Source organism: Suilimivivens sp. (assembly GCF_037359455.1).
Taxonomy (GTDB): Bacteria; Bacillota; Clostridia; order Lachnospirales; family Lachnospiraceae; genus Suilimivivens; species Suilimivivens aceti.
Map to the genome: position 1 here is coordinate 13737 of NZ_JAXXXI010000042.1, position 23585 is coordinate 37321.

Genomic DNA, 23585 nt, shown 5'->3' on the forward strand with positions numbered 1-23585 from the left:
GCTTTCTATTTCTGATTGATCTTCATGGTCAGGGAGATCCTCTTCTTCGGTACATCCACGGAAAGTACCTGTACCTCTACAATATCCCCGACACTCACTGCTTCCAGCGGATGTTTGATATATTTGTCCGTGATCTGGGAAATGTGCACCAAACCATCCTGATGGACACCGATATCCACAAACACACCAAAGTCAATGACATTCCGCACAGTCCCCTTCAGGATCATGCCAGGCTTTAAATCCTTCATATCAAGGACATCACTGCGAAGGATCGGCAGCGGCATATTTTCTCTGGGATCTCTTGCCGGCTTTTCCAGCTCCTTTAAGATATCTGTCAGAGTGATCTCACCAATGCCAAGCTCTTCTGCCAGCTTCTTCTTATCCGTGATCTTCTTTTCCAGTGTTCCAACATTGCTTCCCACTGCATTTCCGGAAGCTGCTGCACTGCTTCCGTTATTTCTGTTCTTTCCGTTATCTCTGTGAGATCTGCTTCCCTGATCTTCAGCTTCCAATGTCATACCGCCCATGGCTGCAGCAAGTGCCATTCCCATGGCCGTTCCTGTATTACGGATCACAACCTTCTGCTTCTTCTGTCTGCTGCCAGCTCCGGCTCCTGCATTTCCACTGCTGTTTCCTGCCCTGCTGCCTGTGCTCTTCTGTGCAGCGGCTTCCTTCTGAAGTTTCCGTACATCATCCATGGTCAGATGCAGTCTGTCGAGAAGCTGCATGGCTGCCCCATAGCTTTCCGGATGGACACTGGTCGCATCAAGCGGATTGTCCCCGTCTGTGATCCTCATAAATCCGGCGCACTGCTCATAGGCCTTGGGACCGAGCTTTGCCACCTTTAAAAGCTGCTTTCTATCTGTAAAGCGGCCATTCTGTTCCCTGTACTCCACGATATTTTTTGCAATAGCTTTGGAAATACCGGAAATATATTCAAGCAGCGAAGCAGAAGCAGTATTTAAATCTACGCCTACCTTATTTACGCAGTCTTCTACTACACCACTCAATGCTTCTCCAAGCTTCTTCTGGTTCATGTCATGCTGATACTGTCCGACACCGATAGATTTAGGATCTATCTTGACAAGCTCTGCCAGCGGATCCTGCAATCTCCTTGCGATAGAAGCTGCGCTTCTCTGTCCCACATCAAAGTTCGGGAATTCTTCAGTAGCCAGCTTACTTGCAGAATAAACAGATGCGCCCGCTTCATTCACGATCACATACTGAACAGGAGTATCCAGTTCCCTTATCAGTTCCACGATCACCTGCTCTGATTCTCTGGAGGCAGTTCCATTTCCCACACTGATCAGGGATACATGATATTTGCTGATCAGACGCTTTAACTCCTTCTTGGCCTCCTCTACCTTATTCTGTGGTGCTGTAGGATAAATGACCTTCGTATCCAGTACCTTTCCGGTAGGATCTACAACAGCCAGCTTACAGCCGGTACGGAATGCAGGATCCCAGCCAAGTACCACCTTTCCTGCGATCGGAGGCTGCATCAGCAGCTGCTCCAGATTTTTGCCAAATACAGAAATGGCACCGTCCTCTGCCTTTTCTGTAAGATCATTTCGGATCTCTCTTTCAATTGCCGGTGCGATCAGTCTGTCATAAGCATCCTCGATCACTTCCTGCAGTACAGGTGTGGTATAGGGATTCTCTGCTGTCACGATCTTCTTATTCAGATACTGAAGGATCCGTTCTGTCGGCGCATTGACCTTTACAGTCAGAATCTTCTCATTTTCTCCACGGTTCAGTGCCAGGATACGGTGACCTGCTGCCTTCTTCAGTGGTTCCTCATAGTCATAGTACATTTCATAGACGCTTTCTGCCTTCTCATCCTTGGCACTGCTGCTGATAGAGCCTTCCTCCATAGTGATATTTCGGATATAAATACGGTAATCTGCCTCATCGGAAATACTCTCTGCAATAATATCCCTGGCACCCTGCAGTGCTTCCCTGACATCTGTAACACCCTTATCAGCATCCACATATTTTTCTGCTTCTGTTTCCAGCGGCTTATCTGTATTCTGCTCAAGGATAAACTCTGCAAGCGGCTGCAGCCCCTTTTCCTTTGCCACACTGGCTCTTGTTTTTCTCTTTGGTCTGTAGGGTCTGTACAGATCTTCCACCACCACGAGAGTCTCCGCCGCCAGGATCTTGGCCTTCAACTCCTCAGTAAGCTGTCCCTGCTCCTCAATACTGCCAAGCACCTGCTCCTTCTTCTCCTCCAGATTACGGAGATAGTTCAGTCTTTCATATAAGTCACGAAGCTGCTCATCATTCAGTGAACCGGTAGCTTCCTTCCGGTATCTGGAGATAAAGGGAATCGTGTTCCCCTCATCGATCAGCTTGACTGCCGCTTCTACCTGCCACTTTTCTACCTTGAGTTCTTCTTTGATCTTTTTGATGATATCCATATGTTTTTCCTTTTCCTGACTGCAAATTTGTTCTTTCAATCCGGAGCTCTTTCTCCCCGCATGCGAAAGTCCTCACTTCTATCATCATACAAAAAGCCGGTTCTTTTTTCAAGAACCTGTTCTCCTTGTTTTCTTTTCCAACTGGCGCTATAATAGAATCACTAAAATATTAAGAGATAAAAGTGAGATTTTCTATGGATTTCAATTTTCAGAGCAATGATCCAAACAGATATAACGGAGTCGATTATTCCTGCCGCAATCCAGGCATGGCCATGGCGACTGCCTCCCTGCTCCTTGGGCTGGCATCCTTTTTCACGATCATGACAGTGATCCTGCCTTTTATCTGCGGTGGTCTTGCGATCCTTTTTGCCCTGCTTTCCAAAGGCTATGGCAAAAAGCTGCTAACCCAGGCGAAGATTGGCATCATCTGCGGTATCGGCAGTCTCGTTATGACCGTTGGCATTCTGATCTCCTCTATAGCCCTTCTGCTGCAGAATCCAGATCTTCTGATCGGTATCGGCCAGCAGTATGACGAACTGATCGAAGATACCTACGGGGAATCCACAGAAGATATTTATGGTACCTCCTTCGAGGATATGATGAAGGAATATACCGTTCTGTTCCAGCAGTAAATACAGCTTTTCCATTGCTCCTGCCCCTTCCGGCAGGTACATGGAGCATAACAGATTTTTAACAGGAATATGACAGAAAGGAAACATTTCCCATGATGGGTATTGGTGCAGTCGGCAGTTACGAATATGGATATGGATACGGATATGGTGTGGATATTTCACCATTTGGCTCTGCGGCGGCAGGCGGCACAGCCAGCGCAGACGATGAAAAATCTGGCGGTATTATCGTCAACCCCGGTGAATCCACGAAAGTAAGTCCTGGACGCAGATCTTCTCCGGCAGAATGTGAAACCTGCAAGAACCGGAAGTATCAGGATGGCTCTGATGAGATGGTTTCCTTTAAATCCGCTTCCCATATTTCACCGCAGGCTTCGGCTTCCCGTGTCCGTGCCCACGAGCAGGAGCATGTCAGCAATGCCTATAAGAAAGCTGCACAGGGAAACGGCAAGGTTCTCTCCGCTACTGTATCCCTCCGGACTGCCATCTGCCCCGAATGCGGCAGAAGCTACACAGCAGGCGGCACAACCTCAACTAAAATAAGCTACAGCGATGAATCCAATCCCTATCAGCAGAATAAGAAGTCTGCAGATGCAGCAGCACTGATCGGGCAGAATCTGGATGTAGCGGTATAAACAGGAGTTTTATTTTTATGAAAAATTATCTATCCTCTACCAGCCTGAAATCACAGGCTAAAGGACAGTTACTTGGCAAATACGGCACCCTTGCCGGAACCTATGCTATCCATGCACTCTGCGTTTCTGCACTGAGCGGCATCACTTCCCTTTTTCTGAATCCGGGATCTGTCATCGAATATATCATTTATTTTGCTGTTTCTTTCCTGATCAGCATTTTCAGTGGCCTGTTCTCTTATGGGGAAACTTATATTTACCTGAAAACATCCTGCGGACAGCAGCCTGTCCTCAGTGATCTCTTCTATGGTTTTAAACAGACTCCCGACAGGATCATCCGGGTAGCGGTTGTTTTTTCCCTGATCAGCTATCTCCTGAATTTACCTGTTTTCCTGCTCTCTCTGCTTCCGCAGGAAACACTGTTAAATGGATATGGCATGCTTCTGTTTTCCCTGCTGACAGTAGTCTGTGCTGTCATCGGTATGTTTCTGATGCTTACCTATTCCCAGAGCTACTATCTGCTCCTTGATTTTCCGGACTGCAGCGCCAGGGAAGCGCTCAGGAAAAGCCGTGATATGATGAAAGGCAGTAAGGGACGCCTGTTCTATATTGATCTGACCTTTGTCCCGCTGATGCTGCTGTGTGTACTGACCTGTGGGATCGGTCTCTTATGGCTGATGCCTTATATGCAGGCTACCAAAGCCAATTTTTATCTTGATCTTGTAAAGCAGAACTGATTTTGATCACTTTAAGCAGAAATCTGCTGGCAGAAATTCTCTTTCTGCCAGCAGATTTTTTATCCTTCGGTATTTGGTTTTACATTGATCCACTTCAGATAGGCGTTGATAAACAGATCGATTCCCCCATCCAGAACAGCATCCACATTTCCGGTCTCTGCCTCTGTCCGGTGATCCTTTACCATAGTATAAGGCTGCAATACATAGGAACGGATCTGGTTTCCCCAGCCAATCTCCTTCACTTCGCCTCTGATATCAGAAAGCTTCTCTGCATTGGCTTCCTTCTGCAGCATATACAGCTTGGCCTTCAGCATCTGCATCGCCTTGTCCTTATTCTGGAACTGGGAACGCTCATTCTGACACTGTACTACGATTCCGGTAGGAATGTGGGTAATACGGATAGCCGATGATGTCTTGTTAATATGCTGTCCACCGGCTCCGCTGCTTCGATAGGTATCAATCCGGAGGTCATCCTCGTTGATCTCCACATCCAGATTCTCCTCAATATCCGGCATAACATCCAGTGATACAAAGGAGGTCTGTCGTTTTCCCTGTGCATTGAACGGGGAAATACGCACCAGTCTGTGTACTCCCTTCTCTGACTTCAGATAGCCATAGGCATTAATTCCATTTACCTGAAAGGTAACGGACTTGATCCCGGCCTCCTCACCGTCAAGGTAATCCAGTACTTCTACACTAAAGCCCTTCTTTTCCGCCCATCTGGTATACATACGATAAAGCATGCCGCACCAGTCACAGCTTTCTGTACCACCGGCACCGGCATTCAGCTTAAGAATCGCATTGTAGCTGTCATATTCATCAGAAAGCAGGGTACTGATCCGGATATCCTCAAAGGTCTTTATAAACTCATCCAGCTCATTTCGGATATCGGCTGCCAACTCCTGATCTTCCTCTTCATTACCCATTTCAATCAGGGTCATGATGTCGTCATACTGATCTCTTAAATGATCCATGGTTTCCACAAGATCCTTTAAGTTTTTCAGCTCTTTCATCTTGGTATTGGATACTTCCGGGTTGTCCCAGAAGCCGGGCGCTTCCATCTCACGCTCCAGTTCTTCGATCTTCTTTGACTTATTAGCCAAGTCAAAGTGAATCCCTCACTTCCGCTAAAGGGGTCTCATATGCCTGAAGTTCTGTCTTCATCTGGTCTAATTCTACCACTTAACGTTCACCTCTTTCTTATTTTAAATTCTTTATCACAAGCCTGATCAGGCTTTGCGTCCACAGCACTGCTTGTATTTCTTACCACTTCCGCAGGGGCAGGGGTCGTTAGGATAAATCTTAGCGTTTTCTCTCTTTACAGGTGCCTTTCCAAGAGAATCATCCTTATTGGTACCGGTCACCTTAGCTACCTCTTCCCTCTCTACCTTCTGCTCTACACGTACATGGAACAGGACACGGACAGTCTCTTCCTTAATATTCTGGGTCATCTCATCAAACATGTCATAACCGCTTCTCTTGTACTCTACAAGCGGGTCTCTCTGTCCATATGCCTGCAGACCGATTCCCTGGCGGAGCTGTTCCATATCATCAATATGATCCATCCATTTCCGGTCAATCACCTTAAGCAGGATCACACGCTCCAGCTCTCTGATGGCCTCCGGCTCCGGGAACTCTGCTTCCTTTGCCTCATAAAGCCTGACAGCCTCTTCCTTCAGCTGCTGCTTCAGCGCATTCTTCTTCGGTGTGTGGATTCTTCCACGGTTCACCGGCTTTAACGGGATAGTCGGAAGAAGCAGGGTGTTGAGTTCTTCCAGATTCCACTCATCGAAGTCTGTATCATCTCCGATGGAAATATCTACCGCATTTTCTGCAATATCAGTGATCATCTTGTAGATTGCATCACGCATGCTCTCTCCATCCAGTACACGGCGTCTTTCTTCATAGATGATCTCTCTCTGCTCATTCATAACCTGGTCATATTCAAGCAGATTCTTTCTGATGCCAAAGTTATTGCTCTCGATCTTTTTCTGGGCAGATTCAATGGCATTGGTCAGTGCCTTATGCTCAATTTCCTGCCCTTCCGGAATACCCAGTGTATTAAACATATTGATCAGACGTTCAGATCCGAACAGTCTCATCAGGTCATCTTCCAGTGAAATATAAAATTTGGATTCTCCGGGATCGCCCTGACGACCGGAACGTCCACGGAGCTGATTATCAATACGTCTGGATTCATGACGCTCTGTACCGATGATCTTCAGACCACCAGCGGCTCTTGCTGCATCATCCAGCTTGATATCCGTACCACGTCCTGCCATGTTGGTAGCAATCGTAACTGCTCCGTGTACACCGGCATCTGCTACGATCTCTGCTTCCAGTTCATGGAACTTTGCGTTCAGCACCTTATGCTGGATACCCTGCTTGGAAAGCAGACGGCTCAGTTCTTCAGATGCATCGATATTGATGGTACCAACCAGTACAGGCTGACCCTTTTCATGAGCCTCCTTGACAGCCTCCACAATGGCATGGAGTTTTTCTTTCTTTGTCTTATAAACAGCATCCTGCTGATCGATTCTGGCGATTGGCCTGTTAGTCGGGATCTCTACAACGTCCATGCCATAAATATCACGGAACTCCTTCTCTTCTGTCAGGGCAGTACCGGTCATACCTGCCTTCTTATGGAACTTGTTAAAGAAGTTCTGGAAGGTAATGGTCGCCAGTGTCTTGCTTTCTCTCTTGACCTTTACATGCTCCTTGGCTTCAATCGCCTGATGGAGACCGTCAGAATAACGACGCCCCGGCATGATACGACCGGTAAATTCATCAACGATCAGTACCTGATCATCCTTGACCACGTAGTCCTGGTCACGGAACATCAGGTTGTTGGCACGCAGTGCCAGATTGATATTATGCTGGATCTCTATATTTTCCGGATCAGCCAGGTTCTCGATCTGGAAGAAACGCTCTACCTTGGCAACACCCTGGGCTGTCAGGTTCACGATCTTGTCCTTTTCATTGACAATAAAGTCGCCCGTCTCTTCTCTTTCAATGCCCATGATGGCATCCATCTTGGACAGGTCTTCCATATCTTCACCACGCTGCATCTGCCTGGCGAGGATATCACAGACCTCATAAAGCTTGGTTGACTTGCCGCTCTGTCCGGAAATGATAAGGGGTGTTCTTGCTTCATCGATCAGGACGGAGTCAACCTCATCAATGATCGCATAATTCAGTTCACGAAGAACAAGCTGTTCCTTATAAATGACCATATTATCACGCAGATAGTCAAAGCCAAGCTCATTGTTTGTCACATAAGTAATATCACAGGCATAAGCTGCTTTTCTTTCATCCTGCTTCATGCTGTTCAATACAACACCTACGCTGAGTCCAAGGAATTTATGTACCTCTCCCATCCATTCCGCATCACGCTTTGCCAGGTAGTCGTTCACAGTAACAACATGAACACCTTTTCCTTCCAGCGCGTTCAGGTAAGCAGGAAGCGTAGATACCAGTGTCTTACCTTCACCGGTCTTCATCTCGGCAATACGTCCCTGATGCAGGATAATACCACCGATCAGCTGAACACGGAAATGCTCCATATTAAGGACACGCTTCGCAGCTTCCCTGACCGTTGCATATGCCTCTGGAAGAATATCATCCAATGTTTCTCCTGCAGCAAGTCTCTTTTTAAATTCTTCTGTTTTTCCTTTTAATTCTTCATCAGAAAGAGCCTGCATGGAAGGGCGGAGATCTTCAATCGCCTGTACAATCGGCTCTATCCTCTTCAGTTCTCTTTCACTATGGGTGCCAAAAATCTTCTGCACAAAATTCATATCTGTACCATTGCCTTTCTCTCCGATCCTGTGAAAACGGTAAATCCTGCCCTCTCTCATCCTGACCGGAGAAGTTTTCCTCTCACTGAGGCAAAAAACTGCAATTTTTATTGTAACAGATTCCTTTCGTTTATTCAACTGCCACTCTGTGAAGAACTCATAAGGATTCCTGAAATTTTTATAAAATTTATACTCATAACAGGAAATTTGCCATCTTTCCACTTGCTCCCTGCCATCACCTGTGTTATACTTGCTTCATTCCCACCCGTTTCCGGGATTTCAGGAAGATCATGTTGATTCTATTATTTTTATCTTATGGCACTTCGCCGAATGTTTTCAGAACAGGTCTGCATGATGTAACTATTCACTTTTGTTTTTGGGTATAATAGCAACAGTTTTCAGATCACCATGGTCTCGTCTATTCTGCATGCAAAAACACACGTCTATTTCACATAAGGAGGGCTGTCTATGGCCACAAATCTACTAAAATCTTATTTTCCAATGATCCAGAGCAGAGAAGAAATTCTCCAGCGAATCTACACAAATCCAAGAATGCAGCAGCTTTTTGAAAGCTGGACTGTCCTGCAGCAGAAGGAATTCCTCGATTTCTGCTCCGGTGCCAGAGGCATCAAGGTTCTGTATGACTCCTTCTTCAAGGAGGTCATGAACCCGGAGTATGACCCTACCAGACTGGAATCCTTCCTGACCGCCCTGCTAAACCGCAAGGTCAGGATCAAAGAGGTGCTTCCCAATGATTCCACCAGACTTTCTGACGAAAGCTCCCTGCTGATCACAGACATTATCGTTGAACTTGAGGACGGCTCTCTTGCAAATATCGAAGTCCAGAAAATCGGTTACGCTTTTCCTGGAGCAAGGTGTGCCTGCTATTCCTCAGATATGCTCCTGCGCCAGTATAAACGGGTAAGACAACGCTCCGTAGATCCCGTTACCGGCAGGGACACTTTCTCCTACCGCAACATCAGCAAGGTTTATCTGATTGTTCTGTACGAAAAAAGCCCGGATGAATTAAAGAAATGTCCTGACCATTGGATCCACCGTTCCAAAGTATCCTTCGATTCCGGACTTTCCATGGATCTTCTGCAGGATTATATTTTTATAAGTCTTGACATTTTCCGTTCAAAAATGCACAATAAAAAGGTAACTACATTGTTGGAAGCCTGGATGATATTTCTATCTATAGATGACCCGGATGAAATTATCCGGCTTATCACCAGCTTCCCACAGTTCAAGCCAATGTATGAGACACTCTATCAGATGTGCCGGAATGTGGAGAATATTATGGGTTTCTTTTCTGAGGAATTACGGGAAATGGACAGGAATACTGTCAGATATATGATCGATGAACTGCAGAAGGAAGTGGATGTACAGAATGCCACAATTGCAGAGAATGCGGCTGTCATTGCTGAAAATAACGCTGTCATTGCTGAAATGAACGCTGCTATTGCTGAAAAAGAGTCTTTGCTCGCTGAAAGGGACTCTGCTCTCGCTGAAAAAGAGTCTCTGATCGCCGAAAAGGACTCCGCCCTCGCTGAAAAGGACTCTCTTCTCTCCAAAAGCGCTGCCACTATTGCTGCTCTGCAGGCAGAATTATCCAGACTTAAAAATTTATGATCCTGTAAGAAAAATCCTGCTTGCAGGATTCTCCGCCTGCGTTGGGTCGCTTTAAGTGACATCTACCCTTTTGCCGCAGTGCGATCCAGTCCGGCAGATAATCTGCCGGACTGCTCTTTATCATTCTGATCTAAAACTCATTCCCAGGGAACTTCGGAATCCCGGCAAATCCCTTTGCCAGATCCTCATCTGTCGGAATATAATCCACCATCTCTCCATTATTGAAGCGTTCATAAGCCATCATATCAAAGTAACCTGTTCCGGTAAGTCCAAAGAGGATTGTTTTCTCTTCTCCGGTCTCCTTGCATTTCAGTGCTTCATCGATCGCCACTTTGATCGCATGGGAGCTTTCCGGTGCAGGAAGGATGCCTTCTACTCTTGCGAACTGCTCTGCTGCCTTAAATACCGCTGTCTGCTCCACACTCATGGCTCTCATGTATCCATCATGATAAAGCTGTGACAGGATAGAGCTCATGCCATGATAGCGGAGTCCGCCTGCATGATTCGGTGCCGGGATAAAGCCGCTTCCCAGTGTGTACATTTTCGCCAGAGGACATACCTTTCCTGTATCACAGAAATCATATACAAATTTTCCTCTCGTAAGGCTTGGGCAGGAGGCCGGTTCCACTGCGACAATATCATAATCTGCCTCACCTCTTAGCATTTCACCTGCAAAAGGAGAGATCAGCCCACCAAGGTTTGATCCTCCACCAGCACATCCAATGATCATATCCGGTTTGATTCCATATTTATCCATAGCCGCCTTGGCCTCCAGACCGATCACTGTCTGGTGAAGCAGTACCTGGTTCAGTACAGATCCCAGTACATAACGATAACCCTCTTTGGAGATTGCTGCTTCTACTGCCTCAGAGATTGCACATCCAAGACTGCCTGTTGTTCCGGGGAATTCCCTCAGGATCTTTCTTCCTACCTCTGTTGTTTCTGAAGGAGAAGGTGTCACCTTCGCCCCGTAGGTTCTCATAACCTCTCTTCGGAAGGGCTTCTGTTCATAAGAGCACTTTACCATATATACATTACAGTCAAGATCCAGATAGGCACAGGCCATGGAAAGTGCTGTTCCCCACTGACCGGCTCCGGTCTCTGTAGTCACACCCTTAAGTCCCTGCTTCTTGGCATAATAAGCCTGCGCAATGGCTGAATTCAGCTTATGGCTTCCACTGGTATTATTTCCTTCGAACTTATAATAAATCTTTGCCGGTGTCTGCAGCTTTTCCTCCAGACAGTAGGCTCTGACAAGCGGTGAAGGACGGTACATTCTGTAAAACTTACGGATTTCATCCGGAATTTTAAAATAGGGAGTGGTGTCATCCAGCTCCTGTCTGCAAAGCTCATCGCAGAAGATTCCTCTCATCTCTTCAAATGTCAGGGGCTTTTGCGTGCCTGGATTTAATAATGGCGCCGGCTTATTCTTCATATCCGCCCGCACGTTATACCAGCTGTCTGGCATTTCATTTTCTTCCAAATAAATTTTGTAAGGAATGTTATTCTTATCACTCATCTTATCAGATTCTCCTTTTCCCCTCTGTTGTTTAACTCATTTTATACCAGTATACAATTTTCTGTCAATCTGTGTCAAAGGCTGATCCACTTCGATTTTTCTTTTTCAGCTTATGGAAGCCAGCCTGCATTCCTTCAGGATCTGCAATAGCTCCCTCATATCCTCTTCTCTGGTTGCCCAGCTTGTACAGAAGCGGCAGACCACATGGTTTTCATCTACTCTGGCAAAGAGATCATAGCCTGCCCCCTTCGCTGTCAGTGTATCTGCCTCCTGATCAGTCAGCACGAGGAACTGCTGATTGGTCGGGGAATCCAGATAAAAGGTATAGCCCATATCCTTCAGTTCCCTTTTCAGCATCTCTGCCATACCGATGGCATGTGCACTGATCTTAAAATAAAGTCCGTCCGTAAATAAGGTATCAAACTGTACGCCAAGCAGTCTTCCCTTGGCCAGCATGGCACCACGCTGTTTGATCTTTGTAATAAAGTACTTCGGCTCATTCCCCTTTGGAAATACGACTGCCTCTCCGCAAAGCGCCCCAACCTTGGTACCCCCTATATAAAAGACATCGCAGAGTCTGGCAAGCTCCGGCAAGGTCAGATCGGCTGCCGCGCTCATCAGTCCGTAGCCGAGCCTTGCCCCATCTACATAAAGAGGAATCTGATATTCCCTGCACACCTCATAAATATCCGTCAGTTCCTTTTTCGTATACAAGGTTCCATATTCTGTGGGATAAGACAGATATACCATTCCCGGGATCACCATATGCTCATGGGAGGGATCCTTATAAAAATTCACCAGGTAATCCTTCAGGTCAGGTGCTTTCATCTTCCCCTCATATGCAGGAAGTGACAGCACCTTATGCCCTGTGTATTCAATAGCACCCGCTTCATGCACATTCACATGACCGGTATCCGCTGCCAGCACTCCCTCACAGCTTTGCAGCATCGTAGAGATCACTACTGCATTGGTCTGTGTCCCTCCTACAGTAAAGAATACGCTTCCTTCCGGACATTCACAGGCTGCCCTGATCTTCTCTGCAGCGCTGATACAGTAAGGATCGTTCTCATATCCCGGCATCTTTTCCAGATTGGTTTCTGCAAGCCTTTGCAGGATCTTCTCATGGGCTCCCTCCAGATAATCACATGTAAATAAAAGCATTTATTCTCTTTCCTCCTGTTCTTCCGTTTATTCGTAAAAAAGAAGACACAGCTTAGACCACTGTGTCCTCTGTATTTTCCTGTTTTCCTGCTCCGGAACGGATTAATATTCCATTGCCTTTTCTTCGCCGTTTAATACACGGAGCGCACCCTGTGCCAGGGCAAGCAGCTCATCTTCTCCGGGATATACGGTGAATGGAGCAATAAATCCGGCTCTCTCTTCCATCTTGTCAACCACTGCCTTATTGTAAGCAATGCCACCGGTAACGATGATCGCATCTACCTTGCCCTTTAATACGCAGGACATGGAACCAATATTCTTGCAGACCTGAAGGATAAATGCCTCTCTTACCTCATCAGCATGTGTATCACCTTCATCGATCATCTTGGCAACATCACGCATATCATTGGTTCCAAGATATGCATTGAATCCGCCGCCGCCAACGATCTTCTTGTAAACTTCCTTCTCGGTATATTCACCTGAGAAGCACATCCTGATCAGTGCGCCTGAAGGAACTGCTCCGGCTCTCTCAGGTGAGAAAGCACCGTCTCCATCAAGGGCATTGAATACATCAATGACACGTCCCTTTTCATGGGCGCCTACAGAAACACCACCGCCCATATGTACTACGATCAGATTCAGGGATTCATAGGAAACGCCCTTCTCCTTCGCATATCTCTTGGCTACAGCCTTCTGGTTCAGGGCATGGAACACGCTCGTTCTTGGAAGCTCCGGTACACCTGAATATCTTGCGATAGGCATCAGTTCATCTACTACGACAGGGTCAACAATATAGGAAGGAACACCGATTTCGTCCCCGATCTCTCTTGCCAGAATGCCGCCAAGATTGGATGCATGCTGTCCCTGCTTACCGATCTTCAGGTCATGAAGCAGATCATCACTGACTGCATAGGTGCCACCCGGGATCGGCTTTAACATACCACCACGGCCTACAATTACCTGCAGGGATCTGATATCAAAGTCCTTCTCCTTCAGCAGGTCAAGAATGATCTGCTTACGGAAATCCTTCTGGTCTACGATAGACGCATACTGTGCGATCTCTTCGGTAGAATGACGAAGGGTTTCTTCAAATAACAGGGTTTCATCTTCGAATACACCGATCTTGGTGGAAGTAGAACCCGGATTGATAATTAAGCTCTTAACTGACATGATTACCTCCTACTGATTCTTTTTCATTTCTTCTGCTACCACTGCAGCAAGTGCAATGGAATTTACCTTGGTTTCAAATGTGTCAGAACGGGATGTCAGGATAACAGGAGCCTTGGTTCCTGTCAGGATACAGCCATTCTTTACTTTTACAAGATGAACGATTGCCTTGTATACCAGATTTCCTGCATGGATATCGGGGAAAAGAAGGATATCGGCATCGCCTGTGATCTTACGATCCATGGCTCCCTTTTCTTCTGCTGCTGCCCTGTCAATGGCAATATCAAGAGAAAGCGGTCCGTCTACGATACAGTCCTTGATCTCGCCTTCCTCGTTCATTCTTGTCAGCTCTGCCGCCTCTACGGTAACAGGCATCTTGGGATTTACTACTTCTACCGCTGCAAGGGGAGCTACCTTCGGACACTCTACGCCGCAGGCCTTTGCTACCTCTACAGTATACTTAATGATAAACTTCTTATCCTCTAATGTGGGGTAAGGCATAAATGCAACATCTGTAAAGAAAAGCAGACGGTCGATCCCGGGAATCTCAAATACACACACATGGGAAAGAGGCTGTCCGGTACGAAGCCCGACTTCCTTGTTCAGCACGCTCTTTAAGAAAGTCTTGGAATCCAGAAGACCCTTCATATACATATCTGCCCTGCCATCGTGTACAAGAGAAACTGCCTTTAAGGAAGCCTCTACTACATCAGGCTCATTGATGATTTCATATTCATCCATATTCATGGAAAGGGAGGCTCCGATCTCACGGATCTCTGCTTCATTACCAACCAGAATCGCATCTGCAATACCACGCTCCTTTGCAGCCTTAACTGCCTCCAGCACAGCCTTATCCTGTGCCACTGCAACGGACAGAATCTTCTTACTGCACTCTGACACCTTGGACAATAAATCATCAAAATTCTTGCTCATTTGTTCACACCTCTTATTTTTATTTGTTAAATTTATAACATAATCACAACAAAAAAATCATAGCACATTTGCGGGGAAATAGCAATCCCATGGGCTTTTTTTCTGCCTTTTCTATCTGGTATGCATGGATCTTCCAAACAGAAGCAGCATAGGGAATATCTCCAGTCTTCCTGTCAGCATACAAAGGGATAGCAGTACCTGTGCCCAGTCAGAGTAAATCCCGAAGTTATTCATGGGACCTACACCGCCAAGTCCCGGTCCTATATTGTTAAAGCAGGACAGCACTGCTGTCACATTGGTCGTCAGATCCTTGCCATCCAGGGAAAGGATCCAGGTAAACAGACAGATCAGGATCAGATAAGCTGCTGCGTAGATCCTGATGGAATTCAGTGTTTCCTTATCAATAGGCTTACCATCAATCCTCACGGGATTGATCGCCTTCGGCGTAATGATATGCCTTACCTCTGCCATCATGGCCTTTAACAGGATGATCAGTCTTGATACCTTGAAGCCACCTCCGGTAGATCCGGCACAGGCACCGATAATCATTAGAAGTACAAGCGTATGCTTGGAAAATTCAGGCCAGAAATTAAAGTCCACCGTGGCAAAACCGGATGTGGTCATAATACTAGCCACCTGAAAAAATGCATTCCTGACTGTTGTTCCAAGTCCTGTCACCCGGCTGAAGGTATTGATAGAAATCAATACAGTGGCTGTAATTACAATTCCAAGATAAGCTTTTACCTCTTCCGATTTCAGTGCATCCTTTACCTTGCCGAGAAGCAGAAGATGGTATACATTAAAGTTTACGCCAAATAACAGCATAAAAATTCCAAGCAGGATCTCAATATAAGCACTGTGATAACCGGCCACGCCCGCTGACGACACTGCAAATCCACCGGTTCCTGCTGTTCCAAAGGCTATACAGAAGCTATCAAATAACGGCATTCCCCCAAGCAGGAGCAAAACAAGCAGTATCATCGTCATGGCTGCATATATACCATACAGGATCATAGATGTAGTCCGCATTCTCGGCACCAGCTTGCCTGCAGTAGGTCCCGGCACCTCTGCACGTACAAGATGCATGGAATTGTCATTTTCCATAGGCATGACCATCATTACAAATACCAGGACACCCATACCACCGATCCAATGGGTAAAGCTTCTCCAGAACAGAACGCCATGTCCAAGGAGCTCCGGCTGCGCCAGCACAGAAGCGCCTGTGGTGCTGAAACCGGATGCGATCTCAAACAGGGCACTCCAGTAGGAACGGAATCCCCCTGCCATATACAGCGGCATGGCACCGATCAGGGAAATGATGATCCAGGTCGCCGCCACGATAAAGTATCCATCCCTGCTGCTGAGTCTTCTGTCCGACTGCCTGACTCTTGCCATAAGTACCCCTGGGATCAGTGCCGCCAGGATCGTAACAGCAAAAACCCATGCATCTCCATCTCCATAATACAAGGCAACAAGAAGCGGCAGTACCATGAGAGCCGCTTCAATCAATATGATTCTTCCAATAAAACTGACTATTTTTCTTTTATTCATTTCTCTGCTCCTAGGAAGCAAATATGTCTTCCAGTCTTGCGATCTGTCTGTCAATGACAGCTACCAGTACCGTATCTCCTGGAAGGATCACATCATCACCCCTGGGAATGATGATCCGGAAATCACGGATAATACAGCCGATCAGCATATTCTGTTTCATTCTCAGATCCTTCAGTGGGGTATTCAGGTTCAGATCCCTGTCATCCACCTTAAACTCGATGATCTCCAGTCTGCCATCCATCAGACGGTACAGAGATTCCACCGCATCATTATCCTCTGCATTCAGAAGAGATCTGCTGTAGCCAAGAATTCTGTCCGCTGCAACATCCTCTCTTGAGATCGTACAGATCTTGCTCCCCTCCGGCAGCACCTTAAGCCTTGATTTGGCTGCGATCCTGGAAATCACCTTGCTGATACCCTGGGACTCTCCATACATGGCTGCCACCAGATTATATTCATCGTTATCTGTGATCGTAATAAATGCGTCTGTATTCTCGATATCCGACTGGGACATGGAATCAAAATAGGCAAGCGCATCATCGCATACCACGTTGATCCCTTCCACGGCTTCAGAAAGCTCTGTTGCCATCACCTTATTTTTCTCGATCAGGGTTACCTTCGCCCCCTGCTCCAGCACTGCCTCTGCCAGATAATAAGCTATCCGTCCGCCTCCTGCGATCATAACGGACTGCAGCGGCTTTACCGGAAGCTTGATCTTTTTGAAGGATTTACGGAATTCATCTGCAGCACCTGTCATATACAGGATATCCCCTCTGCTGATCACCGTATTTCCTTTTGGCACAAAGGCCTCCCCGTCCCGGACGATCGCACAGATCAGCAGGTTGATCCCCATATCCTGGTTCATCTCGATCAGGGAATGGCCGATCAGCGGGCTTTCAGCCCGGACATTGATCTGGACAAGCTCCGCCCTGCCTCTCGCAAAGGTTTCCACACGGGTTGCCAGTGGGAAACGCAGCAGCCGGAAGATCTCCAGAGCCGTTGCCAGCTCCGGGTTAATGATCATGGAAAGCCCCAGCTTATCCTTGTAAAAATGATTCTGCCTTGCATAATCCACGTCCCTGATACGGGCAATGGTATGCTTGGCTCCCATCATATGGGCTGTCATACAGCTCAGTATATTCAGTTCATCGGACTCTGTCACGGCAATCCAGATATCTGCCTTGCCTGCGGAAAGCTCCTGCAGTGTGGTATAGGAAGCGCCATTACCTTCAAAGCAGATAATATCAAAGCTGTTGCTCAGGCTCTTTACCACATCCTGGTTTCTGTCGATCAGGGTCAGTTCATATCCATCCCTGGAAAGCTGTCCGGCAAGCGAACGGCCAATCTCGCCTCCTCCTACAATAAATATTTTTATATCACTGCGTGATTTCATTATGATTCCTCACTTTTGAGTCCTATGCTCTTACCTTAATATGAACCTCGCGAAGCTGCTGCTCCGTTACCTCATTCGGTGCCCCACACATCAGATCCTGTGCTGTACCACTCATCGGGAAGGCAATGATCTCCCGGATATTCTCCTCATTGCGGAGAAGCATGATCATCCGGTCTACCCCGGGTGCCATGCCTGCATGCGGCGGTGCACCAAACTGGAATGCCTGATAGAGTGCTCCAAACTTCTGCTTCAGTACTTCTTCATCATAGCCTGCGATCTCAAAGGCCTTGACCATGATGTCAATGCTGTGGTTACGGACTGCTCCGGAAGAAAGCTCTACTCCATTGCAGACAATATCGTACTGATATGCCAGTATTTCCAGCGGATCCTTATTTAAAAGTGCATCCAGCCCTCCCTGCGGCATGGAGAAGGGATTATGGGTAAATCCGATCTTCTTCGTCTCCTCATCCAGCTCAAACATCGGGAAGTCATTGACAAAGCAGAAACGGTATGCGTTCTTCTCATAAAGATCCAGTCTGGCACCAAGCTCATTACGGATCTGTCCGGCATAGCTTGCTGCCCGCTCTTCCTTATCTGCGATAAAGAAGATAGTATCTTCTGCCTCAAGCCCTGCTTTTTCACGGAGCTCTGCCTTCATATCATCCGGGATAAACTTGTCGATCGGCCCTTTATAGGACAGATCCTCCTGTACCTCCAGATAGCCAAGTCCGCCCATGCCGATTCCGGTAGCAAACTTCAGCATCTTTTCATGGAAGCCCTTGGACTGATGTCCGTGGATCTTAATAGCTCTTACTGTCTTGTTCTGGAAAGGCTTGAAGGTACAGCGGTCAAAGAATTCGGACAAATCAATAATTCTCAGCGGATTCCGAAGATCAGGCTTATCGGAGCCAAACTCCAGCATGGCCTGTTTATAACTGATGACCGGATAAGGTGCCTGTGTAACCTGGAAGCCCTCCGGTGCGAATTTTTCAAAGGTAGCTGTCAGGACTTCCTCGCCTACCTGAAATACATCCTCCTGGGTAGCAAAGCTCATCTCGAAATCAAGCTGGTAAAATTCTCCGGGAGAACGGTCTGCTCTTGCATCCTCGTCGCGGAAGCAGGGGGCGATCTGGAAGTACTTATCAATTCCGGATACCATCAGGAGCTGCTTATACTGCTGGGGTGCCTGAGGCAGTGCATAGAACTTACCCTTGTAATGTCTTGACGGAACGATGTAGTCTCTTGCGCCTTCCGGAGAAGAAGCACACAGAATGGGGGTCTGCATTTCCATAAATCCCATCTCCGTCATCTTCTGGCGCAGGAATGCGATCACCTCGGAACGGAAGATCATGTTATCCAGAACCTTTCTGTTTCTCAAGTCAAGGTAACGGTATTTCAGACGTAAGTCCTCTCTGATCTCCTTGGAGGCTGCGATCTCAAACGGCAGCGGCTTGTAAACCTTACCAAGGATTTCGATAGAGTGTGCCTCCAGTTCAATCGTTCCTGTAGGGATCTTTGGATTGTAGGTTTCCTCGTCTCTCTTCTCTACCTCTCCCGTGATCGTCACACAGTCTTCCTTACTGATTCCCTTCAGCAGGTCGGTATTCCTCATAACGATCTGCAGTACGCCGTACATGTCTCTTAAATCAATGAAGGATACACCACCATGGTCACGGATATTCTCTACCCATCCGGCTACCTTCAGAACCTTACCGATATCATCTTCGGAAAGCCTGTCCAGTGTTCTTTCACGATACAGTGTTGATAATTCCATTTCTTTCTCCTCTTTCTTTTCTTTTTCATGACCCTGCTTAACAGGATAAGCACTTCACCGGGCTGCCTTTCTGCCATAAAATAAAAACACCCCGAATTGAAGTTCATCAATTCAGGACGAATCATGATCCGCGGTACCACCTGATTTACTGCATCTGCAGTCACTTAAACTGAATTACGGCCAGCTGCCGGCGTTCCTACTCTCCAACCCTTCTGAATACTTTCTGTGAGTTCCTGTAAAATATCATATCAGCCTTCTGGAAATCACCCTCAGCAAAACAGGTACGGCTTTCAGTCTGCAGCTCGGAAGTGTTATTCATATGAGCTCTGCTGCCGGGCTCCCACCTGTGCCGGCTCTCTGGAAGTGAATTCTCATACTACTTCTCTTCGTCATCGCTTTTCTCATTGTTTCCTTTTATGCTTCCTATATCATAAGGTAGAATAGCCATTTTGTCAATTTCTAATCCCCCGGAAAATGCACTCTCAAAAACTGTTGACACAGGCAGCGGAAACCGTTATGATATCATCATACAAAAGGGAGTAGCCGGCACTTCGGTGGATTTCCAGGCGTCATCACGGTTTGACAACCCGCCTGAAATTGAAATGGTAAGACTTTTATTACAGGGAACACTCTGTAATAAGGGTCTTTTTTTATACCCTGGTAACCCCTTAATATCACGATCAAGAGAAAGGATACTATTATGGATTTTCTGATTTCCGGCTTATTAGCCATCACCTGGAAGCAGCTTGTCATGTACCTGATCGGCCTGCTTCTGATTTATCTCGCCATCAAAAAAGAATATGAGCCATCTCTCCTGCTTCCCATGGGATTTGGTGCCATTCTGGTCAACCTTCCCTTCAGCAGCGCACTGAATCAGGTCGTCAGCGGTGTTGGTGAAACACAGGGCATTGTAGAATGGCTGTTCCACATCGGGATTGAAGCTTCGGAAGCACTGCCGATCCTTCTTTTTATCGGTATTGGTGCCATGATCGACTTTGGACCTCTTCTTTCAAAGCCAGCCCTGTTCCTGTATGGTGCTGCTGCCCAGTTCGGTATTTTTGCTGCACTGATCCTGGCTACGCTCCTTGGCTTTGACTTAAAGGATGCCGCCTCCATCTCTATTATCGGTGCTGCTGACGGTCCTACCTCCATACTGGTTTCGCAGATCCTGCACTCCAACTATATCGGTGCCATTGCTGTGGCTGCCTATTCCTATATGGCGTTGGTTCCTATCATCCAGCCCTTTGCCATCCGGCTTGTCACTACAAAAAAAGAACGGACCATGACCATGAACTACCAGGCCTCATCCGTTTCCAAAAGAGTGCGTATTGCGTTTCCTATCGTTGTTACGTTTATTGTCGGGCTCATCGCCCCGACCAGTGTTTCCCTTGTCGGCTTCCTCATGTTCGGCAATCTGATCCGGGAATGCGGCGTCCTTGGCACCATGTCCGAGACTGCACAGAATACCCTTGCCAATCTGATCACCCTGTTTCTTGGCATCACTATTTCCTTCAGTATGCAGGCGGAAAGCTTCGTCAGAACCGATACCCTGCTGATCATGGCGATCGGACTCTTTGCCTTTATTTTCGATACCATTGGCGGTGTCCTGTTTGCCAAATTCCTGAACCTGTTCCTGAAGGAAAAGATCAATCCCATGGTTGGTGCGGCTGGCATTTCTGCCTTTCCCATGTCCTCAAGAGTAGTACAGAAGCTGGCTCTTTCTGAGAATCCTCAGAATATCCTGATCATGCATGCTGCCGGTGCCAATGTTTCCGGTCAGATCGCATCTGCCATCGCAGGTGGTCTGATGATCACCCTGGTTTCTGCTTACCTGTAAGCATCATATATATTATAGAAGAAAAGGAGATTTATGATGACGGCAAATCTTATTATCGCACTGAAAATCGCAGGTCTTGGCCTGCTTGGCATCTTCGTTTCCATCCTTCTGATCATGGGCGTCACCGCACTTGTCGCAAGGATCCCGGAGAAAAAGAAAGAATAACCTCAGTTCTCGAAGGCTGCCCTGATACTGTCATAGTGAAGGAAGATCCCCTCCGCTGCAAGAGCCCTGATTTCATCTGGTGTTGCCAGCTTGAAGCCAAGGGTCTCTTCCGGCTGTGGGGTCACATCTTCCTCTGTAAAATCACCGGTAAAGCGGTACACATCCACAAAATAATTATCTCCCTTACCCGGGTTTTCCCTGTGGTAGGTAAACAGATACTCTCTGTCAAGCTTTTCCACATCAAGTCCGGTTTCCTCCTGTACTTCTCTTTTCACTGCTTCCTCTGAGCTTTCTCCGGCCATTACACCACCACCAGATACCTCCCACCAGCCAGGCGCCCATGCCTTTGTCATGACTCTTCTTGTGATCAGGAATTTCCCGTCCTTTCTTCTGACAACACCAAGTACGGTCAGATGATATTCCCCATCCTGAAGGATCCAGTCATTCCGCTTCATAGTACGTCCTGTCAGCTTTTTATTGCTGTCATAAATATCCCAGAATTCTATTTTTTCACTCATAGCTTCTCTCCATCCTTATCCTGTACTCTATCCGATGATCTGCTTTTTTCCACTGTTCTTTGCCTGATACAGCTTTTCATCCACTGCAGTAAACAGCTTATCAAGCGGCATCTCTTCCCGGTAGCTCTCCACACCACCGCTGAAGGTGATCTCCTGCTCCTTTGACTCCTGCCCGAAAGCCTTAAGTCTTTCCTGTATACGGCACAGACTTTCAAACGCTCCTGATACATCTCCATCTTCAAAAACGAGCAGAAATTCCTCTCCGCCAAACCGTGAAGCAATACCCTTTCCCTCGATCTCCTCCTGCATAAAGCCTGCCAGTTCAGTCAGCACCTGATCTCCATAGGCATGCCCATAGGTATCATTCAGATGCTTGAAGTCATCAATATCGATCAGAGATATCAGGAACTCCTTCTCTGTATGCCGGATCAGCTCTGTCAGATACCTGACCAGATATCTTCTGTTGTATAACCCCGTCAGTCCATCATGGTTGGCAGCCTGCTCCAGTTTTTTCCCCATTTCCAGGATGTCTGTTTTCTGTGATTCATATCTTTCGATCAGTGTTTTCAGTACGCAGAAAACACTGAAGGATGCTATCACAAGAGAACAGAGTATGGCAAGTGCCATACTGTCTGCGCCTCTTGTCACAATACCGTACACCCTTTCCCTGCATACCAGAACCACAGTACTGTCTATCAGAAGTGTGGCAGCAAAATAAAACCATAGATGCCTTCTTGGCAGAAATACTGCCACTGCCACCATCGCCATCACAAAATAAGGAAGGATCGTACTTCCATATACAAAATATAAAAAAGGAAATTCAAACCAGGAAATGATCAAAACGATTCCAGCTCCTGCAAGATCAGCCCTTTCACCGGTACAGCCGATGATCCCAAGCAATACGATCGTCAGAAAGCAGAGACCACAGACAACAGACGGACCGGTCATGCCATACAGAAAAATATTGCAGATAAAGCCACACAGATTGGCAATGCCTCCGGTAATGACCAGAAGCCTGAACATTTTTTCCCTTACGTCAACAAAAAAACTCTCTCCGAAGTATTCCATATCATTTGTCCCATAATAATTTTACACACAATTTCTTCTATTATGGCACAAACATTTTTTGAGTACAACAAAAATTCATTTAATTCAGGATTTAATTCGCATATTTTTTCAGTGCCCTTGTGATATCACCACTTATGAGCACACTCAGCTTATCGATAATATCCTTCGGATCCTCCTTCATATCATTTTTGATCCAGTTCAGCATGATCCCTACAAATGCATATTTATAGAAGTCCGCAATAAATTTCTTTTCCTCTTCTCCTACGTTAAGTCCCTCAGCCCGCTCTTCCACCACACCGATCAGCAGTCCGTATGTCATATGATACAGATAATTTTCTACCTGCTCCCTGCTTACAGAGTGGTACACATTCATAATAAATGGCTTATTCTGTAATATCGCCTCAAAGATATTATAAAATCCCTGCTGCCAGGTATCATAGGTTTTATTCCCTTCCATGGCTCTTTCAGCATCCTCCACGCAGGTCCACTCCACAAGGTCATAAATATCCTTAAAATGATAATAAAAGGTCATGCGGTTGATCCCACATTCCTCTGTGATATCATTGATCGTGATCTTATGAAGGGGCTTTTTCAGAAGCTGATCCTTTAGTGCTGCTGCCAGTGCCTTTTTGGTTACCTGTGACATTTCCTG

Annotated in this window: 19 protein-coding genes and 1 other annotated feature; of the genes, 6 read left to right on the top strand and 13 right to left on the bottom strand. The window is 46.7% G+C overall.

Annotated elements, in window-relative coordinates:
• Positions 1-5: 5 nt before the first annotated feature.
• Positions 6-2420 (bottom strand): Tex family protein, encoded by a 2415-nt coding sequence (locus WJQ40_RS08040; protein WP_337539144.1) that lies wholly within the window; start codon positions 2418-2420, stop codon positions 6-8.
• 194 nt (positions 2421-2614) lie between these two features.
• On the opposite strand from WJQ40_RS08040, the gene WJQ40_RS08045 reads away from it, so the two are divergent.
• The 3 genes from WJQ40_RS08045 to WJQ40_RS08055 all read left to right on the top strand — a co-directional run bounded on the left by WJQ40_RS08045 (position 2615) and on the right by WJQ40_RS08055 (position 4418).
• Positions 2615-3052 carry a hypothetical protein gene (locus WJQ40_RS08045; protein ID WP_262572186.1) on the top strand — a complete coding sequence of 146 codons (438 nt, stop codon included), beginning with the start codon at positions 2615-2617 and terminating at the stop codon, positions 3050-3052.
• A 92-nt stretch (positions 3053-3144) separates the two neighbouring features.
• Positions 3145-3684, top strand: a complete 540-nt coding sequence (locus tag WJQ40_RS08050; protein WP_337404118.1) for a hypothetical protein — start codon at positions 3145-3147, stop codon at positions 3682-3684.
• A gap of 17 nt (positions 3685-3701) precedes the next feature.
• A complete protein-coding gene (locus tag WJQ40_RS08055; protein WP_337539147.1) occupies positions 3702-4418 on the top strand; it encodes a DUF975 family protein in 717 nt (238 codons plus the stop codon).
• Positions 4419-4477: 59 nt separating this feature from the next.
• Here WJQ40_RS08055 and prfB read toward each other — a convergent pair.
• Positions 4478-5600 (bottom strand): peptide chain release factor 2 gene (prfB, locus tag WJQ40_RS08060; protein ID WP_337539149.1). Its coding sequence is split into 2 segments (ribosomal slippage): positions 4478-5524 and positions 5526-5600, totalling 1122 coding nucleotides; the frame shifts between segments, so codons are not numbered across the junction.
• Between the two features lie 47 nt (positions 5601-5647).
• Positions 5648-8215: a preprotein translocase subunit SecA gene (secA, locus tag WJQ40_RS08065; protein WP_118798437.1), complete on the bottom strand. Its 2568-nt coding sequence runs from the start codon at positions 8213-8215 to the stop codon at positions 5648-5650.
• Between the two features lie 468 nt (positions 8216-8683).
• Here secA and WJQ40_RS08070 point away from each other — a divergent pair, with 468 nt between their 5' ends.
• Entirely contained in the window at positions 8684-9847 is a 1164-nt protein-coding gene (locus tag WJQ40_RS08070) for a PD-(D/E)XK nuclease family transposase (RefSeq protein WP_337539151.1), read from the top strand.
• A 130-nt stretch (positions 9848-9977) separates the two neighbouring features.
• Here WJQ40_RS08070 and WJQ40_RS08075 read toward each other — a convergent pair whose 3' ends face one another.
• The 7 genes from WJQ40_RS08075 to aspS all read right to left on the bottom strand — a co-directional run bounded on the left by WJQ40_RS08075 (position 9978) and on the right by aspS (position 19345).
• Positions 9978-11366, bottom strand: a complete 1389-nt coding sequence (locus WJQ40_RS08075; protein WP_118798386.1) for a TrpB-like pyridoxal phosphate-dependent enzyme — start codon at positions 11364-11366, stop codon at positions 9978-9980.
• A gap of 105 nt (positions 11367-11471) precedes the next feature.
• The gene (locus tag WJQ40_RS08080; protein WP_337539153.1) at positions 11472-12527 is read right to left on the bottom strand and encodes an aminotransferase class I/II-fold pyridoxal phosphate-dependent enzyme; all 1056 of its coding nucleotides are present in this window, start codon (positions 12525-12527) and stop codon (positions 11472-11474) included.
• Positions 12528-12629: 102 nt separating this feature from the next.
• Positions 12630-13697 carry a butyrate kinase gene (gene buk, locus WJQ40_RS08085; protein ID WP_118798384.1) on the bottom strand — a complete coding sequence of 356 codons (1068 nt, stop codon included), beginning with the start codon at positions 13695-13697 and terminating at the stop codon, positions 12630-12632.
• Positions 13698-13706: 9 nt separating this feature from the next.
• The gene (gene ptb, locus WJQ40_RS08090; protein WP_118798383.1) at positions 13707-14627 is read right to left on the bottom strand and encodes a phosphate butyryltransferase; all 921 of its coding nucleotides are present in this window, start codon (positions 14625-14627) and stop codon (positions 13707-13709) included.
• Between the two features lie 111 nt (positions 14628-14738).
• Positions 14739-16178: a TrkH family potassium uptake protein gene (locus WJQ40_RS08095; protein WP_262572206.1), complete on the bottom strand. Its 1440-nt coding sequence runs from the start codon at positions 16176-16178 to the stop codon at positions 14739-14741.
• Positions 16179-16188: 10 nt separating this feature from the next.
• Positions 16189-17571, bottom strand: a complete 1383-nt coding sequence (gene trkA / locus WJQ40_RS08100) for a Trk system potassium transporter TrkA (protein WP_337539157.1) — start codon at positions 17569-17571, stop codon at positions 16189-16191.
• A 22-nt stretch (positions 17572-17593) separates the two neighbouring features.
• Complete coding sequence (aspS, locus tag WJQ40_RS08105; protein WP_337539159.1) at positions 17594-19345, bottom strand: aspartate--tRNA ligase; 1752 nt, start codon at positions 19343-19345, stop codon at positions 17594-17596.
• Positions 19346-19454: 109 nt separating this feature from the next.
• Positions 19455-19747, bottom strand: a binding site (T-box leader).
• 298 nt (positions 19748-20045) lie between these two features.
• On the opposite strand from aspS, the gene WJQ40_RS08110 reads away from it, so the two are divergent.
• A complete protein-coding gene (locus tag WJQ40_RS08110) occupies positions 20046-21182 on the top strand; it encodes a sodium ion-translocating decarboxylase subunit beta (protein ID WP_118798379.1) in 1137 nt (378 codons plus the stop codon).
• A gap of 36 nt (positions 21183-21218) precedes the next feature.
• Positions 21219-21347 carry a hypothetical protein gene (locus WJQ40_RS08115; RefSeq protein WP_262572213.1) on the top strand — a complete coding sequence of 43 codons (129 nt, stop codon included), beginning with the start codon at positions 21219-21221 and terminating at the stop codon, positions 21345-21347.
• A 2-nt stretch (positions 21348-21349) separates the two neighbouring features.
• Here WJQ40_RS08115 and WJQ40_RS08120 read toward each other — a convergent pair whose 3' ends face one another.
• The 3 genes from WJQ40_RS08120 to WJQ40_RS08130 form a co-directional block, all read right to left on the bottom strand.
• Positions 21350-21865 (bottom strand): NUDIX hydrolase, encoded by a 516-nt coding sequence (locus tag WJQ40_RS08120; RefSeq protein ID WP_337539162.1) that lies wholly within the window; start codon positions 21863-21865, stop codon positions 21350-21352.
• A 27-nt stretch (positions 21866-21892) separates the two neighbouring features.
• On the bottom strand, positions 21893-22933 hold the full coding sequence (locus WJQ40_RS08125) for a diguanylate cyclase (RefSeq protein WP_337539164.1): 1041 nt from the start codon (positions 22931-22933) through the stop codon (positions 21893-21895).
• Between the two features lie 91 nt (positions 22934-23024).
• Positions 23025-23579, bottom strand: coding sequence for a TetR/AcrR family transcriptional regulator (locus WJQ40_RS08130; protein ID WP_337539166.1), 555 nt, complete (start codon positions 23577-23579; stop codon positions 23025-23027).
• Positions 23580-23585: the final 6 nt, after the last annotated feature.

Excerpts from the sequence above, each read along its gene's own strand:
- WJQ40_RS08040 (WP_337539144.1), bottom strand. The coding sequence starts at position 2,420 with ATGGATATCATCAAAAAGATCAAAGAAGAACTCAAGGTAGAAAAGTGG.
- WJQ40_RS08045 (WP_262572186.1), top strand. The coding sequence starts at position 2,615 with ATGGATTTCAATTTTCAGAGCAATGATCCAAACAGATATAACGGAGTC.
- WJQ40_RS08050 (WP_337404118.1), top strand. The coding sequence starts at position 3,145 with ATGATGGGTATTGGTGCAGTCGGCAGTTACGAATATGGATATGGATAC.
- WJQ40_RS08055 (WP_337539147.1), top strand. The coding sequence starts at position 3,702 with ATGAAAAATTATCTATCCTCTACCAGCCTGAAATCACAGGCTAAAGGA.
- secA (WP_118798437.1), bottom strand. The coding sequence starts at position 8,215 with ATGAATTTTGTGCAGAAGATTTTTGGCACCCATAGTGAAAGAGAACTG.
- WJQ40_RS08070 (WP_337539151.1), top strand. The coding sequence starts at position 8,684 with ATGGCCACAAATCTACTAAAATCTTATTTTCCAATGATCCAGAGCAGA.
- WJQ40_RS08075 (WP_118798386.1), bottom strand. The coding sequence starts at position 11,366 with ATGAGTGATAAGAATAACATTCCTTACAAAATTTATTTGGAAGAAAAT.
- WJQ40_RS08080 (WP_337539153.1), bottom strand. The coding sequence starts at position 12,527 with ATGCTTTTATTTACATGTGATTATCTGGAGGGAGCCCATGAGAAGATC.
- buk (WP_118798384.1), bottom strand. The coding sequence starts at position 13,697 with ATGTCAGTTAAGAGCTTAATTATCAATCCGGGTTCTACTTCCACCAAG.
- ptb (WP_118798383.1), bottom strand. The coding sequence starts at position 14,627 with ATGAGCAAGAATTTTGATGATTTATTGTCCAAGGTGTCAGAGTGCAGT.
- WJQ40_RS08095 (WP_262572206.1), bottom strand. The coding sequence starts at position 16,178 with ATGAATAAAAGAAAAATAGTCAGTTTTATTGGAAGAATCATATTGATT.
- trkA (WP_337539157.1), bottom strand. The coding sequence starts at position 17,571 with ATGAAATCACGCAGTGATATAAAAATATTTATTGTAGGAGGAGGCGAG.
- aspS (WP_337539159.1), bottom strand. The coding sequence starts at position 19,345 with ATGGAATTATCAACACTGTATCGTGAAAGAACACTGGACAGGCTTTCC.
- WJQ40_RS08110 (WP_118798379.1), top strand. The coding sequence starts at position 20,046 with ATGGATTTTCTGATTTCCGGCTTATTAGCCATCACCTGGAAGCAGCTT.
- WJQ40_RS08115 (WP_262572213.1), top strand. The coding sequence starts at position 21,219 with ATGACGGCAAATCTTATTATCGCACTGAAAATCGCAGGTCTTGGCCTG.
- WJQ40_RS08120 (WP_337539162.1), bottom strand. The coding sequence starts at position 21,865 with ATGAGTGAAAAAATAGAATTCTGGGATATTTATGACAGCAATAAAAAG.
- WJQ40_RS08125 (WP_337539164.1), bottom strand. The coding sequence starts at position 22,933 with ATGGAATACTTCGGAGAGAGTTTTTTTGTTGACGTAAGGGAAAAAATG.
- WJQ40_RS08130 (WP_337539166.1), bottom strand. The coding sequence starts at position 23,579 with ATGTCACAGGTAACCAAAAAGGCACTGGCAGCAGCACTAAAGGATCAG.